Source organism: Streptomyces sp. JL2001 (assembly GCF_050917515.1).
Lineage (GTDB): Bacteria > Actinomycetota > Actinomycetes > Streptomycetales > Streptomycetaceae > Streptomyces.
This window is the reverse complement of sequence record NZ_CP169421.1, coordinates 6,284,758-6,306,190: the sequence shown is the minus strand read 5'-3', so window position 1 is coordinate 6,306,190 and position 21,433 is coordinate 6,284,758. Positions and strand designations below refer to the sequence as shown.

Genomic DNA, 21,433 nt, shown 5'->3' with positions numbered 1-21,433 from the left:
GGGCCCTCGTCATGACCGTTTACGGTCGGATGCGACCGATCAGACGGCGACCAGGTCGCAGACGAAGATCAGCGTCTCGCCCGGGGCGATCTTGCCGCCGGCGCCGCGGTCTCCGTACGCGAGGTGCGCGGGGATGATCAGCTGGCGGCGGCCGCCGACCTTCATGCCCTGCACGCCCTTGTCCCAGCCCTGGATGACCTGGCCCACACCGAGCTGGAACTGCAGCGGGGTGCCGCGGTTCCAGGAGGAGTCGAACTCCTCGCCGGTGGAGAAGGAGACGCCCACGTAGTGGACGGAGACGGTGGCGCCGGCCTTGGCCTCCGGACCGTCACCCTCCCAGATGTCCTTGATCTCCAGGTCCTTCGGCGGCTCGCCGCCCGGGAAGTCGACCTCGGGCTTCTCGATGCTCACTGCACTGCTCCTCATACCGATGTACTGCGTCGGGACAGTCTTACATCTTCGCCAGGATGTCCACGGCGAACACCAGCGTGGAGTTCTTCGGGATTCCCTGCTTCTCCTCGTTGCCGAACGCCTCGGACGGCGGGGCGACGATCAGGATGCGGCTGCCCACCTTCTTGCCGGTGATGCCGTCCTTGAGACCCTTCAGGGTCAGCTGGGCGAGCGGGAAGTTCTCGGTCTTGCCCCGCGCGTAGGTGGAGTCGAAGACCTTGCCGTCCTTCCACAGCGCCGCGACGTAGTTCACGACGACCGTGTCGGTGTTCTTGACGACCTCGCCCTTGGACTCCAGGACGTAGTTCGAGACGAGCTTGGTCGGCGGGTCGACCTTGGGGACGGTCAGCGAGGGCGCCTTGCCGTCGGTGTTGGTACCGACCTTCGGCAGGTCCTTGTTGTCCTGCGCGACCGCGGTGCCCGTGGCGGACTTCGGGATCGTGGTCGCCTTGAGGATGTCCACGACGAAGACGAGGGTGGCGTTGGGCTTGATGTCGCCCTGACCCTGCGCGCCGTAGCCGAGGTCCGGCGGGATGCCCAGCTCGACCCGGCTTCCGACGGTCTGGCCCTCCAGTCCCTGGTCCCAGCCCTTGATGACCTGACCGGCGCCCAGCGTCAGGTCGAACGGCTGGCCGCGGTCGAAGCTGTTGTCGAAGGGGGTGGTGGAGTCCCACGCCTGACCCAGGTAGTTCACCTGGATCGCGTCGCCCTTCTTGGTGACCGCGCCGTCGCCCTTGCTGATCACATTGACCTTGAGCTCCTTGGGCGGATCCCCCTCTCCCTTCGCGAGGGTGGGCTTCTCTCCGAACTTCTCACCCGCGGTGATGGCGGGCAGCCCGTTCTTCATCGAGGCGGAGTCGGAGCCCTTGTCGTCGCTGCCGCAGGCCGCTGTCGAGAGCAGCAGCAGCGGGACGACCAGTAGGCCGGCAAGTCGGCGCACGTGTTCCTCAGATCTCAGACGGCACAGTAGTTGCTCGACACTCTAGGGGGTGTCCTGTCGATCAGGCCGGATCGGTGAGCGGGGTCCCGGGGCTTCGGATCCGAGGCGGAGGTGGGAGACAACGCGGTGGGGGGTACCTCCCGTGCCCGGACGGCTCCGGGGGACGTCGGCGGCGGACGACGCACGTCAGGCCCCGCACGTGGGACGTGCGGGGCCTGACGTGTCGTGAGGTCGGCGCTACATTCCGGCGATCAGCTTCTCCACCCGGTCGTCGACCGACCGGAAGGGGTCCTTGCACAACACGGTGCGCTGGGCCTGGTCGTTGAGCTTGAGGTGGACCCAGTCGACGGTGAAGTCCCGTCGCTGCTCCTGCGCGCGGCGGATGAAGTCGCCGCGCAGTCGCGCCCTGGTGGTCTGCGGGGGCACGGACTTGCCCTCGAAGATCTTCATGTCGTTGCAGATCCGGGCCGCCTGCCCCTTCCTCTCCAGGAGGTAGTAGAGCCCTCGGCGGCGGTGGATGTCGTGGTAGGCGAGGTCTATCTGCGCGACCCGCGGGTGCGACATGGTCATGTTGTTCTTCGCCCGGTACCGCTCGATGAGCTTGTACTTCATGACCCAGTCGATCTCGGTGCCGATGCGGTCGAGGTCCTCGGCCTCGATGGCGTCGAGCGTGCGGCCCCACAGCTCCAGCACCTGGGCGACCGTGCCGGTGCGGATGCCGCGGCGGTCGACGAAGTCGGCGGCCTTCTCGTAGTACTCGCGCTGGACCTCCAGCGCGGAGGCCTCGCGCCCGCTGGCGAGACGGACCTTGCGCTGGCCGGTGATGTCGTGACTGACCTCACGGATGGCCCGGATGGGGTTCTCCAGCGTCAGGTCGCGCATCACGGTGCCCGCCTCGATCATGCGCAGCACCAGGTCGGTGGCGCCGACCTTGAGCAGCATGGTCGTCTCGGACATGTTCGAGTCGCCGACGATGACGTGGAGACGGCGGTACCGCTCCGCGTCCGCGTGCGGCTCGTCGCGGGTGTTGATGATGGGCCGGGAGCGGGTCGTCGCGGAGCTGACGCCCTCCCAGATGTGCTCCGCCCGCTGGGAGACGCAGTAGACGGCGCCGCGCGGGGTCTGGAGCACCTTTCCGGCACCGCAGATGAGCTGCCGGGTGACGAGGAAGGGAATGAGGATGTCCGCGAGCCGGGAGAACTCTCCGTGGCGGGCGACGAGATAGTTCTCGTGGCAGCCGTAGGAGTTTCCCGCCGAATCGGTGTTGTTCTTGAAGAGATAGACGTCGCCGGCGATTCCCTCCTCGTGCAGGCGGCGTTCGGCGTCGACGAGCAGACCTTCGAGAATGCGCTCGCCGGCCTTGTCGTGGGTGACCAGTTCGGTCACGTTGTCGCATTCCGGTGTTGCGTATTCCGGATGCGAACCCACGTCGAGGTACAGGCGGGCGCCGTTCCGCAGGAAGACATTGCTGCTGCGGCCCCATGACACGACACGGCGGAAGAGGTAGCGCGCCACTTCGTCAGGAGACAGTCGGCGCTGTCCCCTGAACGTGCACGTGACGCCGTACTCGTTCTCCAGCCCGAAAATGCGGCGGTCCATGACTGAACATTACGCCTGATGCCCTGCGCTGAAACCGGGTTCGGCGGCCCCGTTTCGATCATTTTCCGATGAGTGCGTGTTCTTTTCGGCGTGTCCGGGGTTCCCGCCGCCGGCGGCCACGGCGTGTCGTGTCCTGCGGCCGGGGGTCCCGAGGACGCGACCGGTGGCCAGGAGGACCAGGAGCGCAGCGAAACCTCCGGCGCCCGCGACACCGAAGCCCGCGGTGGTTCCGGAGAGTTCGACGACGGGTCCGGCGACGGCCGAGCCGAGGGCGGCCCCGACCCCGAAGGTGGTGACGAGCCAGGAGAAGGCCTCGGTGACCGTGCCGGCCGGCGCGTGCCGGTCGACGACGATGAAGCCGCACGCGAGGGCGGGGGCGAGGAAGACGCCGGAGAGCGCGGCGAGCGCGGTCATCGGGACGACCCCGGGTGTGAGCATCAGGGGCAGGTAGCACAGGGCCAGCAGGCCGACGATGACGCGCAGCCGCCGCTCGGGGGCGCCGGACCAGTGGCGGGCGCCGTAGGCGACACCGCCGATGAGGGCTCCGAGGCCGAGCGCGGCCATCAGCCAGCCGTAGGCCGCCTCGTTGCCCTGGTCGTCGGCGTACGCGAGGCCGGCGACGGTGATGGAGCCGAGGGCGAGGCCGACGAAGAAGAACGAGCCGAGCAGGGCGAGCAGTCCGGGCGAGCGCAGGGCGCCGAGCCAGTGGGCCTCGCGCGGTTCGGAGCGCCAGGCGCGGGAGGGCTCGGAGACGACGACGGAGAGCGCGCCGAGGACGCCGAGGACGTTGATGACGACGAGGGCGGCGGCGGGTGACCAGAGGGCGACGAGGAGGGTCAGCAGCAGCGGACCGACGGTGAACATGACCTCCTGGGCGACGGCGTCCAGGGCGTAGGCGCGGTGGACCCGGTCCTCGCGCCCCAGCACGCTCGGCCACAGGGCGCGCAGGCCGCCTTCGAGGGGCGGGGTGAGGAGTCCGGCGACGACCACGGCCGCGTAGGCGAGGGGGAGGTGACCGATGCCGGCCAGGGCCAGGACGATCATGCCGAGGGCGGAGACGAGGGCGGCCGGGAGCTGGACGCGCGGTTGCCCCTTGAGGTCGACGGCCCGGCCCAGCAGGGGCTGTCCGACGGCGGTGGCGATGCCGTAGGCGGCGGTGAGGCCGCCGGCGAGGCTGTAGCTGCCGCCCTCGGCGCGGGTGAAGAGCACGATCGCGATGGGGCCGGTCCCGTTGGGGAGGCGGCCCACGAGGGTCCCGGTGAGCAGCCGCAGGGCGTGCGGCGCCCCGAGGATGTCGCGATAGCCGCCCGTCGCCTTGGCCTCGGTGGCCATGTCCGTCTCCTCTCCCCCGGCGCCCACCCCCGAGGTTTTACGTATAACGTCTTGCGTCATACGTACCATGGCGACATCCCGTGGGTCCAGCCCACGGGTCGGCAGCAGGCAGGGACCGTAGATCGCGGAGGCATGTGTGCAGACCCCGGAACCGCTCGGCGGACCGCGGCCGACCAGTCGTGACGTCGCCAGGGCCGCTGGGGTCTCCCAGGCCACCGTCTCGCTGGTGCTGGGCGACAAATGGCGCGGCCGGGTCTCGGAGCGGACGGCGGAGTCGGTACGGGAGGCCGCGCGCGTGCTCGGGTACCGGCCGAACCTCGCGGCGCGCAACCTGCGCCTCGGCCGGACCAGGACCGCCCTCCTCGTGGTCCCGGCGCTGACCAACGAGTTCTTCGCCCGCGTCTACACCGGCGCCGCCACGGTCGCCGCCCGCCACGGCTTCGGCGTGGTGCTCTACCCCTCCCCCGACGGCGTCGGACCCGCCCGGGACCCCTTCGCCTCGGCCCGCGCCGCGCTCGACGGCGTCATCGCCTCGTCCATGGCCTCCGACGCCCTGGAGGCGTTCCGGGGGACGGATCTGCCGCTGGTGATGCTGGACAGCGACCCCGCCGACACCGCGGCGGCGGCGCACGTGAACCTCGACGTCGCCGACGGCATGCGGCAGGTCACCGGGCATCTGCTGGGCCTCGGCCACCGCAGCTTCGTCCACCTCGCCTCCGCCGTGCCGTCCTGGACCTTCGACGTGCGGGCGGCGGCCCTGACGGAGGCGCTGCGGGACGTGTCCGTACGCACCGTCCGCGCCCCGCTGGACGTCGACGGCGCCCGGGCCGCCGCCGAGCAGGCCCTCACCGGCCCGGGCCCCCGGCCGACGGCACTGATCTGCGACGACGACATCCTGGCGGCCGGCGCCTGCAAGGCGGTCCGGCGGCTGGGGCTGCGCGTGCCCGAGGACGTCTCGGTCACCGGCTTCGACGACCTGGCGCTCGCGACGGCGCTGGAGCCCGAGCTCACCACGATCCGGCTGCCCGCCGAGACCATCGGGGAGCGGGGCATGGCGGCGCTCCTCGCCGTCCTGGCGGGCGAGACGCCGCAGGCCGGCGATCTGCCCGTCGCCCTGAAGCCCCGCGGCTCCTCGGGCCCGCCGCCCGCGGTCTGACGTCGGGGCTCGCGCCGCGGCGCCCCACCGGAGACCGGGTACGCGTCGGCCCCGGTCCGCGGGGCGGGCCGGGGCCGACGGGAGCGCCTGCGGAGGACCTACTCCGCCGACTCGTCCGGAATCTCGTCCGACGGGTCGTCCGTCTTCGCGATCGCCGCGTTGTCCGCCTCCAGCAGCCGCACCAGCTGGCGGCCGATGATCCGCTTGAACTTGCGCTGCTGCGGACGCGTACGGTCCAGCACGGCCACCTCCAGGCGCTCGGCGGGGATCTCCCGCTCGCTGCCGTTGGTGTCGCGCGAGAGCGCCTGGACGGCGAGCTTCAGCGCCTCCGCCAGGGACATCCCGTCGCGGTGCCGCTGGTCCAGGAAGCTGCCGATCTGCTCGGCGTTGCCGCCGACCGCGACCGAGCCGTGCTCGTCCACGATCGACCCGTCGTGCGGCAGCCGGTAGATCTGGTCGCCCTCGGGCTCGGCGCCCACCTCGGCGACGACCAGCTCCACCTCGTAGGGCTTCTCACCGGCGCTGGAGAAGATCGTGCCGAGCGTCTGGGCGTAGACGTTGGCCAGGCCCCGCGCGGTCACGTCGCCGCGGTCGTAGGTGTAGCCCCGCAGGTCGGCGTAGCGGACGCCGCCGATGCGGAGGTTCTCGTACTCGTTGTACTTGCCGGCCGCGGCGAAGCCGATCCGGTCGTAGATCTCACTGAACTTGTGCAGTGCACGGGACGGGTTCTCGCCCACGAAGACGATGCCGTCGGTGTACTGGAGGACGACGAGACTGCGGCCCCGGGCGATGCCCTTGCGGGCGTACTCGGCCCGGTCGGCCATGGCCTGCTGGGGTGAGACGTAGAACGGAGTCGACACCGGTGGTCCGTCCCTTTCTTCTGGGCGCTGGGGATGCCCCGGACGCGGTCCGGGAGAGGGCGACGGTGAGTCAGAGCAGGGCGGCGCGCGGGCCGTCGGGCTGCTCCAGTCGCCGATCGGTGACCGAGCGGGCGAGCGCCGAGGACTCCTCCTCGGTGAGCCTGCGGAAGCCCTCGTCGGTGATGACGGTGACGATCGGGTAGATGCGTCGGTAGAGGTCCGGTCCACCGGTCGCCGAGTCGTCGTCGGCCGCGTCGTACAGCGCCTGCACGACCAGCGTGGTGGCCTGTTCCTCCGTCAGGTCGGGGCGGAAGAGCTTCTTCATCGAGCCGCGGGCGAAGATCGAACCGGAGCCCGTGGCGGCGAAGCCGTGCTCCTCGGAGCGGCCACCGGTCACGTCGTAGGAGAAGATCCGGCCCTTCTCCTTGCCCTCGTCCCAGCCGGCGAAGAGCGGGACCACCGCGAGGCCCTGCATGGCCATGCCGAGGTTGCCGCGGATCATGGTGGAGAGGCGGTTCGCCTTGCCCTCCAGGGAGAGGGTCGCCCCCTCCACCTTCTCGAAGTGCTCCAGCTCCAGCTGGAACAGCTTCACCATCTCCACGGCGAGGCCGGCGGTGCCGGCGATGCCCACGGCCGAGTACTCGTCGGCCGGGAAGACCTTCTCGATGTCGCGCTGGGCGATCATGTTGCCCATGGTCGCCCGGCGGTCACCGGCGAGGACGACTCCGCCGGGGAACGTCACGGCCACGATCGTGGTGCCGTGGGGTGCCTCGACGATCCCCTCGGGAAGCTTCCTGTTGCCGGGAAGCAGCTCCGGCGAGTGGTCGGAGAGGAAGTCCAGGAACGAGGACGACCCCGGCGTCAGGAAGGCAGCTGGTAGACGCCCGGTGCTACGAGTGTTGGCTTCCACGCGTGTCCCTCCAGGTATGAGTCGGCCCGACGCATCGTGTCGGGATCCTCTCCCAACGAGCCGGTGCCCGTATTGCAGTTGCTGCACGGTATGCCACGGACCCTACCCGTCTCGTGGCGGTGATCCACATGTACTGCGCGGGCAGTACGGCGGATCGTCGTGGATGCCTCTCGGGTCCGCCCGGCGACGGCCGGGCGGGTGCCGCGGACGCGCGGCGGAGCATGGCGCGGGTGCGCCCGGAGCCTGCCGGCGCCGTGACGGAGGGGGACGCGCGCGGCCGGGTCACGACCCACCGCGCGCGCCGCTCCTCAGTCCTGCCTCGGGGCGCGCATCCCGCCTCCGGCCTTCGAAGTGAAGGCAGGGGTGACTACTCGCCGCCCTTCTGCACGAACGATCGCACGAAGTCCTCGGCGTTCTCCTCCAGGACGTCGTCGATCTCGTCCAGGACGGAGTCGACGTCGTCGCTCAGCTTCTCCTGGCGTTCCTGAAGGTCGGAGCTCGCCTCCGCGGTCGTCTCCTCGACCTCTTCCGTGGAACGCGTCGCCTTCTGCTGTCCGCCGCCGGTGTCCTTGGTCGCCATATCCCTCACCCCGCTCGAATCGGCCCGCTCGGTTGGGTCTCTCAAGATCAGACCCTACAAGCCAGGTCTGACATCGGCCCCGCAAATCGGTACAACGCCCGGGCACTAGTCCCATGATTCCCAATGCCCGGGCATTTCAGGCGTCAGGCGCCCGACAGGACGCGGACCAGTTCCTCGGCCGTCCGGCACCGGTCCAGCAGTTCCTTGACGTGGTTCCTGGTGCCCCGCAGGGGCTCCAGGGTCGGCACCCGCTGGAGCGAGTCCCGCCCCGGCAGGTCGAAGATGACCGAGTCCCAGGAAGCCGCGGCGACGTCGTCCGCGTACTGCTCCAGGCAGCGGCCCCGGAAATAGGCCCTGGTGTCCTCCGGAGGCTTCGTCTCGGCCCGTACGACCTCGGTCTCGTCCAGGAGCCGCTTGATGCGCCCACGGGCCACCAGACGGTTGTACAGGCCCTTCTCGGGGCGTACGTCGGCGTACTGGAGGTCCACCAGGTGCAGCCGGGCCGCGTCCCAGTCCAGGCCGTCCCGGCGTCGGTAGCCCTCCATCAGCTCGCGCTTGGCGATCCAGTCCAGCTCGCCCGCCAGGCTCATCGGATCGTTCTCGAGCCGGTTGAGCGTGTCCTCCCAGCGGCTGAGGACGTCCTTGGTCTGCTCGTCCGCGTCGACGCCGTAGCGCTCGTCCACGTACTTCCTGGCCAGCTCGAAGTACTCCATCTGGAGCTGCACCGCGGTGAGTGTCCGGCCGCTGCGGAGCGTGACCAGGTGCTGGAGGCTCGGGTCGTGGGACACCTGGTGCAGGGTGCGCACCGGCTGGTCCACGGCCAGGTCCACGTTGACGAAGGAGTCCTCGATCATCGACAGGACCAGGGCGGTGGTGCCGAGCTTGAGGTAGGTCGAGATCTCGGAGAGGTTGGCGTCACCGATGATCACGTGGAGCCGGCGGTACTTCTCGGCGTCGGCGTGCGGCTCGTCCCGGGTGTTGATGATCGGCCGCTTCAGCGTGGTCTCCAGCCCTACCTCGACCTCGAAGTAGTCGGCGCGCTGGCTGATCTGGAACCCGTGCTCGCGGCCGTCCTGGCCGATGCCGACCCGGCCGGCGCCGGTGACGACCTGCCGGGAGACGAAGAACGGGGTCAGGTGGCGCACGATGTCCGAGAACGGGGTCTCCCGCTTCATCAGGTAGTTCTCGTGCGTGCCGTAGGAGGCGCCCTTGTTGTCGGTGTTGTTCTTGTAGAGGTGGATCGGCTGGGCACCGGGCAGCTGGGCGGCGCGCTCGGCGGCCTCGGCCATGATCCGCTCGCCGGCCTTGTCCCAGAGCACGGCGTCGCGGGGGTTGGTGACCTCGGGGGCGCTGTACTCGGGGTGGGCGTGGTCGACGTAGAGGCGGGCACCGTTGGTGAGGATCACGTTGGCCAGGCCGATGTCCTCGTCGGTGAGCTGGCTGGAGTCGGCGGCCTCGCGGGCGAGGTCGAAGCCGCGGGCGTCCCGCAGCGGATTCTCCTCCTCGAAGTCCCAGCGGGCGCGGCGCGCCCGGTGCATCGCCGCCGCGTAGGCGTTGACGATCTGGGACGAGGTGAGCATGGCATTGGCGTTCGGGTGTCCCGGGACGGAGATCCCGTACTCCGTCTCGATGCCCATTACTCGCCGTACGGTCATGCGGCCCTCCTTGCCCGGCGGCGCTCCCCTTCGGGTGCGGCGCTCAAGTACCGCTCTCTGCCGATGCGTGTGCGGTGCCCGTCCCCGCACTGCGCGCCTCGGCGGTACCGAAGAGCCTAGAGCGACTCCGCGCCGGTGGGGAGATCGATTACGTCTTTCTGCGGTGGAAAAGCGGCCGGCTGCGGATGCCCGTGGTCCGGACATCCGCAGCCGGTGTGCGATCTACAGGTACTGACCGGTGTTCGCCACCGTGTCGATGGAGCGTCCCGTGTCCGCGCCCTGCTTTCCGGTGACGAGGGTGCGGATGAAGACGATCCGCTCGCCCTTCTTTCCGGAGATCCGGGCCCAGTCGTCGGGGTTGGTGGTGTTGGGCAGGTCCTCGTTCTCCTTGAACTCGTCCACGCATGCCTGGAGGAGATGGGAGACGCGGATGCCCTTCTGGTCGTGGTCAAGGAAAGCCTTGATGGCCATCTTCTTCGCCCGGTCGACGATGTTCTGGATCATCGCTCCGGAGTTGAAGTCCTTGAAATACAGGACTTCCTTGTCGCCGTTGGCGTACGTGACCTCCAGGAAGCGGTTCTCCTCGGATTCCGCGTACATCTGCTCCACGACGGACTGGATCATTCCGTGCGCGGCGGCCTCCTTCGAGCCCTGGTGCTCGGACAGGTCGTCCGAGTGCAGGGGCAGGGTCGGAGTGAGGTACTTCGCGAAGATGTCCTTCGCGGCCTCCGCGTCCGGGCGCTCGATCTTGATCTTGACGTCGAGCCGGCCGGGCCGCAGGATCGCGGGGTCGATCATGTCCTCGCGGTTGGAGGCGCCGATGACGATGACGTTCTCCAGCCCCTCCACGCCGTCGATCTCGGCGAGCAGCTGCGGGACGATGGTGTTCTCCACGTCCGAGCTGACACCGGATCCGCGGGTGCGGAAGAGGGATTCCATCTCGTCGAAGAAGACGATGACGGGGGTACCCTCGCTCGCCTTCTCCCGGGCACGCTGGAAGACGAGGCGGATGTGCCGCTCGGTCTCGCCGACGTACTTGTTGAGGAGCTCGGGGCCCTTGATGTTCAGGAAGTACGACTTCCCGGCGGGCTGACCGGTCACCTCGGCGACCTTCTTGGCAAGGGAGTTGGCCACCGCCTTGGCGATGAGCGTCTTGCCGCATCCGGGCGGTCCGTAGAGCAGGATGCCCTTCGGCGGACGCAGTTCGTGCTCCTTGAAGAGATCCGGGTGGAGGTACGGGAGCTCGACCGCGTCGCGGATCATCTCGATCTGGCCGCCCAGACCGCCGATCTTGTCGTAGTCGACGTCCGGGACCTCTTCGAGGACGAGCTCTTCGACCTCGCTCTTGGGGATCACTTCGTAGACGTAGCCGGACCTGGGTTCGAGCAGCAGGGCGTCGCCGGGTCGGATGGTGGTGTCCAGCAGCGTCTCGGCCAGCCTCACCACCCTCTCCTCGTCGGTGTGCCCGACCACCAGGGCACGCTCGCCGTCCTCAAGGACCTCCTTGAGGGTGACGATGTCCCCGGCCCGCTCGAACGCCATGGCCTCGACCACGTTGAGCGCTTCGTTGAGCATGACCTCCTGGCCGCGCCGGAGCTCGTCGAGCTCGACGCTGGGGCTGACATTCACCCGGAGCTTGCGGCCCCCGGTGAAGATGTCGCAGGTGCCGTCCTCGTTCGTCTGCAGGAAGACACCGAAGCCGGCCGGCGGCTGTGCGAGCCGGTCGACCTCCTCCTTGAGGGCCACGATCTGGTCGCGGGCCTCACGGAGGGTATTGGCGAGCCGCTCGTTCTGCGCGGACACGCCGGCCAGGTTTGTCTGCAGCTCGACGATCCGCTCTTCGAGAATCCTCGTATGGCGCGGAGAGTCGGCGAGCTTGCGGCGCAGGACGGCGATTTCCTGCTCGAGATAGGCAACCTGGCCGGCGGGGTCTTCAGACCCCCGCCCCGGCCGGATGCCGCGGTTGATGTCGTCGTCGTGGGCTGCCACGGTCCTCACCTCCTCCAAGGGGAGCTGGACGCTTCCTGACCCTACCTGCGTGGGTGGTGATTGAAACCCCTAGATCACAAAGACTGTCGGGGTGTGTCCGATCTTCACCCTTGCGCTTCCCCTCACGCCAGGTGAATACCCACCCATCAACATCGGAAAGCCGGCGGTTGTATCGTCGTCAGTGGTCAACACCCGTCAGGCTTGACCGGACTTACGAACCAGACGCAGAAACGGCAGGAATCATGACCGTGCAGCACGAGGCCCCGACGACGGGCGCCGGCGAGGCGCTGGAGGTCTGGATCGACCAGGACCTCTGCACCGGGGACGGCATCTGCGTGCAGTACGCGCCCGAGGTCTTCGAGCTCGACATCGACGGCCTGGCGTACGTGAAGAGCGCCGACGACGAGCTGCTGCAGGACGCGGGCGCCACCACGCCGGTGCCGCTGCCGCTGCTCCAGGACGTGGTGGACTCCGCGAAGGAGTGCCCCGGCGACTGCATCCACGTACGCCGGGTCGCGGACCGGGTCGAGGTCTACGGCCCTGACGCGGAGTGACGATCCGGGGGCGTGACGCTCACGCTCCGTCGCCGAGGACCGTGCCCGCGGCGGGATCCGTGAGGCCGGTGAAATCCTTCAGAGGGCCCGGGCGTCGTCCTGGCCACCGCGGACGAACGCGCCGCCCCGCCAGCGCCACTTGACCTTCTCCTGCTCGTCGGGGCAGCAGCTGGGCACGTCCGGGGACGAGTAGCCGAGCAGGGTGGCGGTGACCGCCCCGTCGCGCACGGCCAGGTCCGCGACGCTCTTCTGCTGCGTCGGCTCCACGAGGGTGGCCACCACGCGCGCGGCGCCCTTCTCTCCCCGGGTGAGGACGTACATCCCGCTGGGCGGGGTGCCGGATCCGGCTTCGCAGTGCACGACTGCGACGGTCTCGGGGTCGCCGTCCCCGTCGAGATCCCCCTGCGCCTGCCGCACGACCTTGCTCGGCCCTCCCCCGCACTGCAACGGGTAGTCGGCTCCGGCGGCGTCCGGGGCGGGCGCGGCCGCGGGCGCGGCGGCGGGGGCGGTCTTCGGTCCGGCCTCGGTGGTGGCGGTGGCCGCACCGGGCTGCAGCAGGCCGGCCGCGGCGACGACGGCGGCCATCGCGGTCGCGGTGGCCAGCCAGTGCACCGGCCGGGCGTGGGTGTGCGCGAGGTCCGGGACGGCGGAGGGCTGCACGCGAGACGTCTCCTGTGAGGGTGGTGCGGAAGGAGTTCCGGGCATCGTGCCACACGTCACAGGCGGGCGGAACAGCCGGGGTACGGGATCCTGGCGGGCCGGGCGGGGAAATGCCGAAAGCAAACGCGAACGTGCCCGAACGTGAAGGTGCCGCCGTCGAGTTCCCCGCGGCGGGGCGGGAACTCGACGGCGGCGCGCTGTGGTTGTCGGGGCGTCAGGCCCGGGGGGACGTCAGCCCTTGTTGGGGCCTTCGTAGTCCTCGCCGTAGGCGCCCTTGGCGGGCCGGCGGCGGCGCATCGGAGGCTCGACGCCGTCGGCGAGACGGCGGGCGGTGACGAGGAAGCCGGTGTGGCCGATCATCCGGTGGTCCGGGCGGACGGCCAGGCCCTCGACGTGCCAGTTGCGGATCATGGACTCCCACGGCTGCGGCTCGGCGTAGCAGCCGAACTCGCGGATGGACTCCACGGTGCGCGCGAGCTGGGTGGTGGTCGCCACGTAGCAGCAGAGGATGCCGCCGGGGACGAGCGCCTTGGAGACGGCCTCCAGGCACTCCCAGGGAGCGAGCATGTCCAGGATGACGCGGTCGACGTCCGTGTCGGACAGATTGTCCTGGAGGTCGCCGACGGTCAGCTGCCAGGCCGGGTGCGGACCGCCGAAGTAGCGCTCGACGTTGCCCTTGGCGATCTCGGCGAAGTCCTCGCGGCGCTCGTACGAGTGCAGCATGCCGCTGTCGCCGATGGCGCGGAGCAGGAAGCTGCTGAGCGAGCCCGAGCCGACCCCGGCCTCCACGACGCGTGCGCCGGGGAAGATGTCGGCGAAGGCCAGGATCTGCCCCGCGTCCTTGGGGTAGACCACGGCGGCGCCGCGGGGCATGGACAGGACGTAGTCGGGGAGCAGGGGGCGCAGCGCAAGGTAGGCGACGTTTCCCGTGGTACGGACAACACTGCCCTCGGGAGCACCGATCAGCTCGTCGTGGGGGAAAGAACCCTTGTGGGTGTGGAAGTTCTTTCCGGCCTCGAGCGTGAACGTGTAGTGGCGTCCCTTGGGGTCGGTGAGCTGGACCTGGTCCCCGACCTTGAAGGGCCCGCGACGGCGGGCGGCACCGGTCGGTTCGGACATGTGACCAGAGTACCGGGGTTACGAGGAGGGTCTTGCCATGGCCCGGACGAAGGCGCGTTCCACGTCGGCCGCGGACAGGACGCCGTAGATCTCGCCGCTGTCCTCGACGACGAGGTACTCGGAGGCGGGGCTGGCCCGCAGGTGGTCGAGGAGCGGCTGGCCCGTGAGTTCGGCCGGGACCCGCATGCCGTCGGTGAGGTCCTGGGAGAGGCCGCTGACGGCGACCCAGGGGCGGCGGTGCTGCGGGACGCCGGCGATGGCGGTCTCGCGGACCAGGCCGGTGGGGGCGCCCTGGCCGTCGACGACGACGAGGGCGCGGGCTCCGGCCTCGTTGGCGCGGCGCAGCGCCTCGGAGAGCGGCGTGGCCGGTTCGACCGGGATGGCGCGCCGGGTGAGGCTGCGGGCGCGCAGGTCGGGGAGGTGTTCGCGCAGCCGGGCCATGCGCAGGCTGTTGCCGGCGCCGGTCCAGATGATGGCGGCGAGGATCGCGGCGAGCAGGGCGTCGGTCACGGTGTCCATGCCGCTGATGTCGTCGGTCTCGTTGCCGAGGAGGCCGGTGCGGGTGAGCAGCGGCAGGCCGATGAGGACGGCGACGGCCAGCGCGCGCCCCACCCACGCGGCGGCGACGGTGCCGCTCATGGGCTTGCCGGTGATCTTCCAGACGACGGCGCGCAGCATCCGGCCGCCGTCGAGCGGGAGCCCGGGCAGCAGGTTGAAGACCGCGACGATCAGGTTGGAGATCATCAGGCCGCCGAGCAGGACGCCGGGCACGGTGCCGGGCTCGACGGCGTACAGGGTGAGGTAGAAGAGGCCGGCGAGGACGAGGGAGAGCAGCGGGCCGACGAAGGCGAGGACGAACTCGCGGCCCGGGGTCTCGGTCTCCTTCTCGATCTCGGAGACGCCGCCGAAGAACTGGAGCTGGATGCGGCGCACCGGGAGCTTGAAGCGGAGGGCGGCGATCGTGTGGGCCAGTTCGTGGACCAGTACGGAGGCGTAGAAGGCGACGGCGAAGAAGAGCGAGACGAGGTAGCGGGCCGCGCCGAGGTCGGGCAGCACGCGCTGGATCTGGTCGCCGAAGACCCAGGTGATGAGGGCGGCGACGAGGAACCAGCTGGGCGCCACGTAGACGGGCACGCCGAAGGGGCGGCCCATGAGGATGCCGCCGCCGGGATCCTCGGACCGTCGCGGTTTGCCTCCGCCGCCGTCGCCGGCGGGGCCTCCGGTCGGCTGCGGCGTCGCGGGCCCGGGTTCCGATGCGCCGGATCGCGGCCGGTGGTCCTCGCCGCGCTCGTCGTCCTGGTTCACGGGATCCTTTCGTGGCCGAGCTGCGTGATCCGCTTCGTCGCGGCACTGCGTCACGTTTCGATCATGCAGTGTGAGGGGGTCTGTCGTCGATGGTATTCCGCTCGCTGTCGGTGGCGGGTCGTAGGGTCTTCGTCATGAGTACGAGCGAGCAGCCGCCGGCGGGGCCCCGCGCCCCCGTGTCGCTGTCGCCCTCGCGGGCGAGCGACTTCATGCAGTGTCCCCTGCTGTACCGGTTCCGGGTGATCGACAGGCTGCCGGAGAAGCCGAGCGAGGCCGCGACCCGGGGCACGCTGGTGCACGCGGTCCTGGAGCGGCTCTTCGACGCCCCGGCCGTGGAACGGACGGCTCCGCGGGCGAAGTCGCTGATCCCGGGGCAGTGGGACCGGCTGCTCGAGTCGAAGCCGGAGCTGGCCGGGCTGTTCGCCGAGGACGCGGAGGGCGAGCGGCTGGCGCAGTGGCTGGGCGAGGCGGAGCGGCTGGTCGAGCGGTGGTTCACGCTGGAGGACCCGACGCGGCTGGAGCCGGCGGAGCGGGAGCTGTTCGTCGAGACGGAGCTGGACTCGGGGCTGCGGCTGCGGGGCGTGATCGACCGGATCGACGTGGCGCCGACGGGCGAGGTGCGGATCGTCGACTACAAGACGGGCAAGGCGCCGCGGCCGGAGTACAGCGAGGGCGCGCTGTTCCAGATGAAGTTCTACGCGCTGGTGATCTGGCGGCTGAAGCGGGTGGTGCCCCGGCGGCTCCAGCTGGTCTACCTGGGCAGCGGGGACGTGCTGACGTACGACCCGGTGGAGGCGGACCTGCTGCGCGTGGAGCGCAAGCTGCTGGCGCTGTGGGAGGCGATCCGGCTGGCGACCGAGACGGGCGAGTGGCGGCCCCGTCCGACGAAGCTGTGCGGCTGGTGCGACCACCAGGAGGTGTGCCCGGAGTTCGGCGGTACGCCCCCGGTGTATCCGCTGGAGATCGTTTCCGCGCGCCCGCCGGAGTCGGGCGAATCGGGTCAGGGCAGAATGGGGCCGGTCCCGCCCGCCCCGTAGAGGAGTTCCTGTGGCTATCCGCGTCCTACTGGTCGACGACCAGCCGCTGCTGCGCACCGGCTTCCGGATGATTCTGGAGGCGGAGCAGGACCTCGCGGTCGTCGGTGAGGCCGGGGACGGCCTCCAGGCCCTGGAGCAGGTCCGGGCGCTGCAGCCCGACGTGGTGCTGATGGACATCCGGATGCCGCGGATGGACGGGGTCGAGGCCACGCGCCAGATCACCGGTCCCGGCCGGGACGGTCCGGCGAAGGTGCTGGTGCTGACCACGTTCGATCTGGACGAGTACGTGGTGGAGGCGCTGCGCGCGGGGGCGAGCGGCTTCCTGCTGAAGGACGCGCCGGCCAACGAGCTGGTACAGGCGATCCGGGTGGTCGCGGCCGGCGAGGCGATGCTGGCCCCGTCGATCACACGGCGGCTGCTCGACAAGTACTCGGCGCACCTGCCGTCGGGCGAGGAGCAGGTGCCGGACACGCTGAACACGCTGACCGAGCGTGAGGTCGAGGTGCTGAAGCTGGTGGCGCGTGGTCTGTCGAACGCGGAGATCGCGGCGGACCTGTTCGTCAGCGAGACGACGGTGAAGACGCACGTGGGGCACGTGCTGACGAAGCTGGGGCTGCGCGACCGGGTGCAGGCGGCGGTCTACGCCTACGAGAGCGGTCTGGTGCGGCCGGGCGCGCAGTAGCGCCCCGGGGACGTGCGGGAGGGGCCCGGCGCGCTGGTCGCGCTCCGGGCCCCTCGTCGTGTCGCCTGTCGCCTTCGTGCCGCCCGGGAGGGGCGGCGTCCGGCGGGTCAGTTCTTCTTGAGCTCCCAGAAGCGGAAGACCGTGGAGGCGTCCAGGGTCCACTCCAGGCCCGTGACGTTGTCGCGGGCGACCGCGTACTGCTTGCCCTGCCACAGCGGGAGGATCGGCAGCTCGTCGGCGACCAGGTCCTGGAGCTTCCCGTAGTCCGCGTCGGTGGCGCCGCGGTCGGCGGCGGCCGAGGTCCTCGGGAGGAGGGTGCCGGTGATCGTGTCGTTCTCGTAGTTGTTGCCGAGGACGTTGCCCTCGCCGAAGAACGGGGCGGTGAAGTTGTCGGCGTCGGGGTAGTCGGGCACCCAGCCCTTGACGTAGACGCCGTACTTGCCGGCCGCGATGTCCTTCTCGTACTGCTCGAAGGCGACGGACTGGACGTCGGCGTCGAACAGGCCGCTGGCGTTGAGCTGCTCGGCTATCGCCTTGAGCTGCTGGTCGGTGGAGGGACCGTAGCGGCTGGGCGTGGACCAGAGCGTGAGCTTCACCTTGTCGGTGATGCCGGCCTTGCGGAGCGCCTTCTTGGCCTTGGCCGCGTCGGGGCTGCCGTAGGTGTCGTAGAAGGCGGTGTTGTGTCCGGCGACGCCGGCCGGGACGATCGAGTACAGCGGGGTGGCCGTGGACTTGAGGATGTCCTGGACGAGGGCCTCGCGGTCCACCAGGTGGGCGATCGCCCGACGGACGCCGAGCTTGCCGACGACCGGGTCCTTGACGTTGAACACCAGGTGCTGGACCTCGGCGCTCGTGCCCTGGACGACCTCGATGCCCCGGTCGTCGGTCGTCGCGGAGTTCTCCAGGGCGGCGATGTCGTCGGCGGCGAGGCCACGGTAGGCGACGTCGATGTCCTGGTCGGCGACGGCCTTCGAGAGGGCCTCGCGGTCTCCGTCGTACAGCTTGAGGGTGACGCCGCCGTTCTTCGGCTGGGCGCTGCCCTTGTAGGAGGAGTTGACGGAGAAGACGGCCTCGGTGTCGCTGATGGACTCCAGCTTGTACGGGCCGGAGCCGACCGCCTTGCCGTCGGTGCGCAGCGCGTCGGCGGCGTACTCGCGGTGGTCGACGATCGAGCCGGCGCCCGAGGCGATCTTGCTCGGGAAGGTGGCGTCCGGGACCTTGAGCCGGAAGACGACGGTCCGGTCGTCCGGGGTCTCGATGGTGTCGATCGAGGACAGCAGCGGGCCCGGGCCGGACGGGTCGTTGATCTTCAGCGCGCGCTCGAAGGAGAACTTGACGTCCTCGGCGGTCAGGGCGTTGCCGTTGGAGAACGTGAGGCCCTCGCGCAGGGTGCAGCGGTAGACCTTGCTGCCCGACTCGAAGCCGCACTTCTCGGCGGCCTCCGGCTCGGGCGTGGAGGTGCCCTTGGGGAAGCTCAGCAGGGACTGGAAGACGTTGTTGAACAGCAGCCAGGAGCCGGGGTCGTAACCGGCGGCGGGATCGGTCGCCAGGACCTCGTCCGACATCCCGACGCGGATGTTGCCCCCGGAGCCGGCGGAACCCCCGCCCTGCTCCGCGCCGCAGCCGCTGAGCAGGGCGGCGGACAGACCCGCGGCGAGCGGGGCCGTCAGCCACTTGTTGTGCTTCACAGAACTTGCCTCTTGATCTCTTGCCAGGCCGGCCGCGCCCCGTGCGCGACCGGTGTCACCGAGCTGGTGGAGCGGTCAGGCGCTGCCCCGGCCGAACTCCCAAAGGAGCAGGTCCGAGGACGTGTTCAGAGCCCATTCGACGCCGGTCACGTCGTCGCGGGCGGCGACGTACTGCTTGCCCTGCCAGAGCGGCAGCAGCGGCACGTCCTTGGCCACGGTCTCCTGGATCTCTCCGAAGACCGGGCTGACTGCGGTGCGGTCGGCCGAGCGGCGCGACTGCGGGATGAGCTGCTCGCGGACGGCCTTGTTCACGTAGGGCGTGTTGAGGAAGTTGTCCGCGTCGAGGAACGGTGCGACGTAGTTGTCCGGGTCCGGGAAGTCGGGGAACCAGCCGAGGCCGTAGACCTCGTAGTCGCCGCGCTTCTGCGCCGGGCGGAACTTGGCCCACTCGGTGCCCTCGACGGTGGCCTGGAAGAGTCCTGTGGAGTTCAGCTGCCGCTGCAGCGTCTCGAACTCCTTCTTCGTGCCGGAGCCGTAGTGGTCGGTGGTGTAGTGGAGCGTGAGCTTCACCGGGGTCTTGATGCCGGCGTCGCGCAGGATGCCGCGGGCCTTGGTGGCGCTGGGCTCTCCGTAGATGTCGAAGAAGTCGGTGGAGTGCCCGGTGATGCTGGAGGGGATCAGCGAGTAGAGCGGCTGGGCGGTCTCGCCGTAGACCGAGCTGACGAGTGCGCCGCGGTCGACCACGGAGGCCATGGCCTGCCGGACGGCCTTGTCCTTGACGGCGGGGGCCTCGGTGTTGAAGGCGAGGTAGCGGATCTCCAGGCCGGGGACCTCGGTGAGCTCGATGCCCGCCTGCGGGGTCTCGGTGAACTTCTTGATCTGGTCGAGCGACATCGAGCGGGTCATGATGTCGATCTGGCGGTCCTCGAGGGCCTTGCCCATGGTGTCCGCGTCGGCGAAGGAGCGCAGTTCGACCTTGTCGTTGCGCAGGGTGATGTCGCCCTTGTAGTTCGGGTTCTTGGTGAAGACGGCCTTGGCGATGCGGTCGCCGTCGCGCTCGACCTTCATCGTGTACGGGCCGGAGCCGTCGACCTCGAAGCCCTCGCGGAGCTCCTTGGCGCCGTACTTGTTCTTGCTCAGGATGCCGGCGACCGGGGTGGACAGCTTGTACGGGAAGGTCGCGTCGGGCGTCCTGAGGTGGAAGACGATCTCGCGGTCGCCCTTGGTCTCGATGGCGTCGATGTTCGCGAGGAGTGCCGCGGTGCCGTTGTCGGACTTGATGTTCAGCACGCGCTCGACGGAGAACTTGACGTCCTCGGCGGTGACGGGCGAGCCGTCGGAGAAGGTGAGGCCCTCCCGCAGCTTGCAGCGGTAGCTCTCGCTGGCCTTGTCGCTGAACGCGCAGCTCTCGGCGGCCTCGGGCACGGGCTCGCCGCCGCCGCGGGGCGCGTGCATCAGCGTCTGCACGGTCTGGCGCAGGATGTTCCAGGCGCCGGTGTCGTACGCGAAGGCGGGGTCGAGGGGCGCCGGGGCCTCGCTGGTGGCGAGGAACTGGTCCGTGGTGCCGACGACGATGGCTCTGCTCTCGTCCGAGCCGCCGCAGGCGACGAGCAGCGGGGCGAGCAGGCCGGCCACGGCCGGCAGCACCAAGGTCTTGCGGTTCATCCTGGACAGTCTCCTCATCCGGCACTGTTTCAGCGGGGTACGAACACTCCGCCACTGCCGCCCGGTCAGGGCGGGCGATCGGGCCGGGATGGTGTGCGATCGGTCCTGTGTTCGCGGCGACTGGGGTATGCGCCGGGGGCACGTGGATATGGGGCGAAGTACTCGCGAAAGATTAATGGGCGATGCCGGTATTACCGGCCTCCGATCACCTCACCGGGTAATCGCATAGTGATCATGAATGCGAGAGGCCCGATAGTCATGCGGAGGCATGTTTCGTGCATCACTTGATGAATCAGGACACATGGGAGGGGTCGAACGGGGTTGAACCGGACACCGGACGCACGAAGGCCACCCGCCGGTCCGCACGCTGCGTGACCAAGGTCACGCCGGTGCTCTTTCGGCGGGTGGCCGGGGAATTCCGCGCGGTCTCCCGTGGGGCTTCACGTCGCGGTCACGGAAAATGCACGATCAAGTGCTGAGCGTTCCCTTCCGTGTCTGCGGAGAATTGAAGCTCAGACAAAGCTCAAATGATCAGACCCCAGTGATCAAGGTGCGGAGAAACGGTACGTCGACCTCCTCCAGGGAGCGGACGACGACCCGGCCCTCCGACGCCTGGATGGGCGCCACCGAGGGCACCGCGACCACCCGGCAGCCGGCCGCCTCGGCGGACGCCACGCCCGTCGCCGTGTCCTCGATGACCGCGCAGAGCCCGGGCTCGGCGCCCACGCCGCGGGCGGCCGTCAGATAGGGCTCCGGGTGCGGCTTGGTACGGATCACCTCGTCACCGGCCACGGTGAGGGTGAAGCGGTCGCGCCCCAGCGAGGCGAGGATCCGGTCGATAATCCGGCGGTGCGAGGCGGAGACCAGGGCCGTCGGGATGTTGTGCAGCGCCAGTTCGGCCAGCAGTCGCTCGGCGCCCGGCATGAGCGGCACCCCACGGTCGATGCGCTGCTCGAACTTGTCGTTGAGCAGGACCGTCAGCTCGGCGAGCGTGATGTCGGCGCCGGTGGCGTCGATGAGGTAGCCCGCGCTGCGGGTCATGGGGCCGCCGACGACGATGTCGCGCCAGGACTCGTCCAGCCGGTGCCCGAGGTCCTGGAAGACCTCGACCTCCGCGTCCCACCAGAAGCCCTCGGTGTCGACGAGGGTGCCGTCCATGTCGAGGAAGACCGCCTGCAGGGCGGAGCTCCCGTTGGTACGGAACAAGGACGCGGGGACCGTACTGGTCATCCGGCACACCTCCATGGAGGGA

Annotated in this window: 19 protein-coding genes and 1 pseudogene; 4 read left to right on the top strand and 16 right to left on the bottom strand. The window is 69.8% G+C overall.

What is annotated here, in order from left to right:
* Window positions 1-39 precede the first annotated feature (39 nt).
* From ACE1OA_RS28120 to ACE1OA_RS28105, 4 genes are all read right to left on the bottom strand, one after another.
* Window positions 40-411: an FKBP-type peptidyl-prolyl cis-trans isomerase gene (locus ACE1OA_RS28120; protein ID WP_147977214.1), complete on the bottom strand. Its 372-nt coding sequence runs from the start codon at window positions 409-411 to the stop codon at window positions 40-42.
* Between the two features lie 40 nt (window positions 412-451).
* Window positions 452-1,390: an FKBP-type peptidyl-prolyl cis-trans isomerase gene (locus ACE1OA_RS28115; RefSeq protein WP_356779963.1), complete on the bottom strand. Its 939-nt coding sequence runs from the start codon at window positions 1,388-1,390 to the stop codon at window positions 452-454.
* 237 nt (window positions 1,391-1,627) lie between these two features.
* The gene (gene pafA, locus ACE1OA_RS28110) at window positions 1,628-2,989 is read right to left on the bottom strand and encodes a Pup--protein ligase (protein WP_147977216.1); all 1,362 of its coding nucleotides are present in this window, start codon (window positions 2,987-2,989) and stop codon (window positions 1,628-1,630) included.
* Window positions 2,990-2,998: 9 nt separating this feature from the next.
* Window positions 2,999-4,321 carry an MFS transporter gene (locus ACE1OA_RS28105; RefSeq protein WP_356601021.1) on the bottom strand — a complete coding sequence of 441 codons (1,323 nt, stop codon included), beginning with the start codon at window positions 4,319-4,321 and terminating at the stop codon, window positions 2,999-3,001.
* Between the two features lie 136 nt (window positions 4,322-4,457).
* On the opposite strand from ACE1OA_RS28105, the gene ACE1OA_RS28100 reads away from it, so the two are divergent.
* Window positions 4,458-5,477, top strand: a complete 1,020-nt coding sequence (locus ACE1OA_RS28100) for a LacI family DNA-binding transcriptional regulator (protein WP_432753560.1) — start codon at window positions 4,458-4,460, stop codon at window positions 5,475-5,477.
* 98 nt (window positions 5,478-5,575) lie between these two features.
* Here ACE1OA_RS28100 and prcA read toward each other — a convergent pair whose 3' ends face one another.
* The 6 genes and pseudogenes from prcA to arc form a co-directional block, all read right to left on the bottom strand.
* The gene (prcA, locus tag ACE1OA_RS28095) at window positions 5,576-6,337 is read right to left on the bottom strand and encodes a proteasome subunit alpha (RefSeq protein ID WP_356601023.1); all 762 of its coding nucleotides are present in this window, start codon (window positions 6,335-6,337) and stop codon (window positions 5,576-5,578) included.
* A 70-nt stretch (window positions 6,338-6,407) separates the two neighbouring features.
* Window positions 6,408-7,247 (bottom strand): proteasome subunit beta, encoded by an 840-nt coding sequence (gene prcB, locus ACE1OA_RS28090; RefSeq protein ID WP_356601024.1) that lies wholly within the window; start codon window positions 7,245-7,247, stop codon window positions 6,408-6,410.
* A pseudogene (locus ACE1OA_RS28085) lies at window positions 7,199-7,390 on the bottom strand (endonuclease domain-containing protein); the annotation flags it as partial. The pseudogene ACE1OA_RS28085 and the gene prcB, both read right to left, overlap by 49 nt.
* 224 nt (window positions 7,391-7,614) lie before the next feature.
* Window positions 7,615-7,827, bottom strand: coding sequence for a ubiquitin-like protein Pup (locus tag ACE1OA_RS28080; protein ID WP_260230259.1), 213 nt, complete (start codon window positions 7,825-7,827; stop codon window positions 7,615-7,617).
* A gap of 143 nt (window positions 7,828-7,970) precedes the next feature.
* Entirely contained in the window at window positions 7,971-9,482 is a 1,512-nt protein-coding gene (gene dop / locus ACE1OA_RS28075) for a depupylase/deamidase Dop (protein WP_356601025.1), read from the bottom strand.
* A 222-nt stretch (window positions 9,483-9,704) separates the two neighbouring features.
* Complete coding sequence (arc, locus tag ACE1OA_RS28070) at window positions 9,705-11,471, bottom strand: proteasome ATPase (RefSeq protein ID WP_356601026.1); 1,767 nt, start codon at window positions 11,469-11,471, stop codon at window positions 9,705-9,707.
* 242 nt (window positions 11,472-11,713) lie between these two features.
* Between arc and ACE1OA_RS28065 the strand changes: the two genes are divergently transcribed.
* Entirely contained in the window at window positions 11,714-12,025 is a 312-nt protein-coding gene (locus tag ACE1OA_RS28065; protein WP_147977223.1) for a ferredoxin, read from the top strand.
* A gap of 78 nt (window positions 12,026-12,103) precedes the next feature.
* Here the strand turns inward: ACE1OA_RS28065 and ACE1OA_RS28060 are convergent, their stop codons facing one another.
* The 3 genes from ACE1OA_RS28060 to ACE1OA_RS28050 form a co-directional block, all read right to left on the bottom strand.
* Complete coding sequence (locus ACE1OA_RS28060; RefSeq protein WP_356601027.1) at window positions 12,104-12,685, bottom strand: hypothetical protein; 582 nt, start codon at window positions 12,683-12,685, stop codon at window positions 12,104-12,106.
* A 231-nt stretch (window positions 12,686-12,916) separates the two neighbouring features.
* A complete protein-coding gene (locus tag ACE1OA_RS28055; protein ID WP_019884997.1) occupies window positions 12,917-13,804 on the bottom strand; it encodes a tRNA (adenine-N1)-methyltransferase in 888 nt (295 codons plus the stop codon).
* 18 nt (window positions 13,805-13,822) lie between these two features.
* Entirely contained in the window at window positions 13,823-15,109 is a 1,287-nt protein-coding gene (locus ACE1OA_RS28050; RefSeq protein ID WP_356601029.1) for a site-2 protease family protein, read from the bottom strand.
* A 134-nt stretch (window positions 15,110-15,243) separates the two neighbouring features.
* Here ACE1OA_RS28050 and ACE1OA_RS28045 point away from each other — a divergent pair, with 134 nt between their 5' ends.
* Together ACE1OA_RS28045 and ACE1OA_RS28040 are read left to right on the top strand one after the other, a co-directional pair.
* Window positions 15,244-16,146 carry a RecB family exonuclease gene (locus ACE1OA_RS28045; protein ID WP_261992065.1) on the top strand — a complete coding sequence of 301 codons (903 nt, stop codon included), beginning with the start codon at window positions 15,244-15,246 and terminating at the stop codon, window positions 16,144-16,146.
* A 10-nt stretch (window positions 16,147-16,156) separates the two neighbouring features.
* Complete coding sequence (locus ACE1OA_RS28040; protein WP_147977227.1) at window positions 16,157-16,828, top strand: response regulator; 672 nt, start codon at window positions 16,157-16,159, stop codon at window positions 16,826-16,828.
* Between the two features lie 107 nt (window positions 16,829-16,935).
* Here ACE1OA_RS28040 and ACE1OA_RS28035 read toward each other — a convergent pair whose 3' ends face one another.
* The 3 genes from ACE1OA_RS28035 to ACE1OA_RS28025 form a co-directional block, all read right to left on the bottom strand.
* Entirely contained in the window at window positions 16,936-18,516 is a 1,581-nt protein-coding gene (locus ACE1OA_RS28035) for an ABC transporter substrate-binding protein (protein ID WP_356779975.1), read from the bottom strand.
* A 75-nt stretch (window positions 18,517-18,591) separates the two neighbouring features.
* The gene (locus tag ACE1OA_RS28030) at window positions 18,592-20,181 is read right to left on the bottom strand and encodes an ABC transporter substrate-binding protein (protein ID WP_356601031.1); all 1,590 of its coding nucleotides are present in this window, start codon (window positions 20,179-20,181) and stop codon (window positions 18,592-18,594) included.
* Between the two features lie 531 nt (window positions 20,182-20,712).
* Window positions 20,713-21,411, bottom strand: a complete 699-nt coding sequence (locus tag ACE1OA_RS28025) for an HAD family hydrolase (protein WP_356779977.1) — start codon at window positions 21,409-21,411, stop codon at window positions 20,713-20,715.
* Window positions 21,412-21,433 lie beyond the last annotated feature (22 nt).

What these genes read in the sequence shown, in the direction of transcription:
- ACE1OA_RS28080 (WP_260230259.1), bottom strand. Translation starts at nt 7,827, where the DNA reads ATGGCGACCAAGGACACCGGCGGCGGACAGCAGAAGGCGACGCGTTCC.
- ACE1OA_RS28065 (WP_147977223.1), top strand. Translation starts at nt 11,714, where the DNA reads ATGACCGTGCAGCACGAGGCCCCGACGACGGGCGCCGGCGAGGCGCTG.
- ACE1OA_RS28045 (WP_261992065.1), top strand. Translation starts at nt 15,244, where the DNA reads ATGAGTACGAGCGAGCAGCCGCCGGCGGGGCCCCGCGCCCCCGTGTCG.
- pafA (WP_147977216.1), bottom strand. Translation starts at nt 2,989, where the DNA reads ATGGACCGCCGCATTTTCGGGCTGGAGAACGAGTACGGCGTCACGTGC.
- dop (WP_356601025.1), bottom strand. Translation starts at nt 9,482, where the DNA reads ATGACCGTACGGCGAGTAATGGGCATCGAGACGGAGTACGGGATCTCC.
- ACE1OA_RS28030 (WP_356601031.1), bottom strand. Translation starts at nt 20,181, where the DNA reads ATGAACCGCAAGACCTTGGTGCTGCCGGCCGTGGCCGGCCTGCTCGCC.
- ACE1OA_RS28055 (WP_019884997.1), bottom strand. Translation starts at nt 13,804, where the DNA reads ATGTCCGAACCGACCGGTGCCGCCCGCCGTCGCGGGCCCTTCAAGGTC.
- ACE1OA_RS28025 (WP_356779977.1), bottom strand. Translation starts at nt 21,411, where the DNA reads ATGACCAGTACGGTCCCCGCGTCCTTGTTCCGTACCAACGGGAGCTCC.
- ACE1OA_RS28105 (WP_356601021.1), bottom strand. Translation starts at nt 4,321, where the DNA reads ATGGCCACCGAGGCCAAGGCGACGGGCGGCTATCGCGACATCCTCGGG.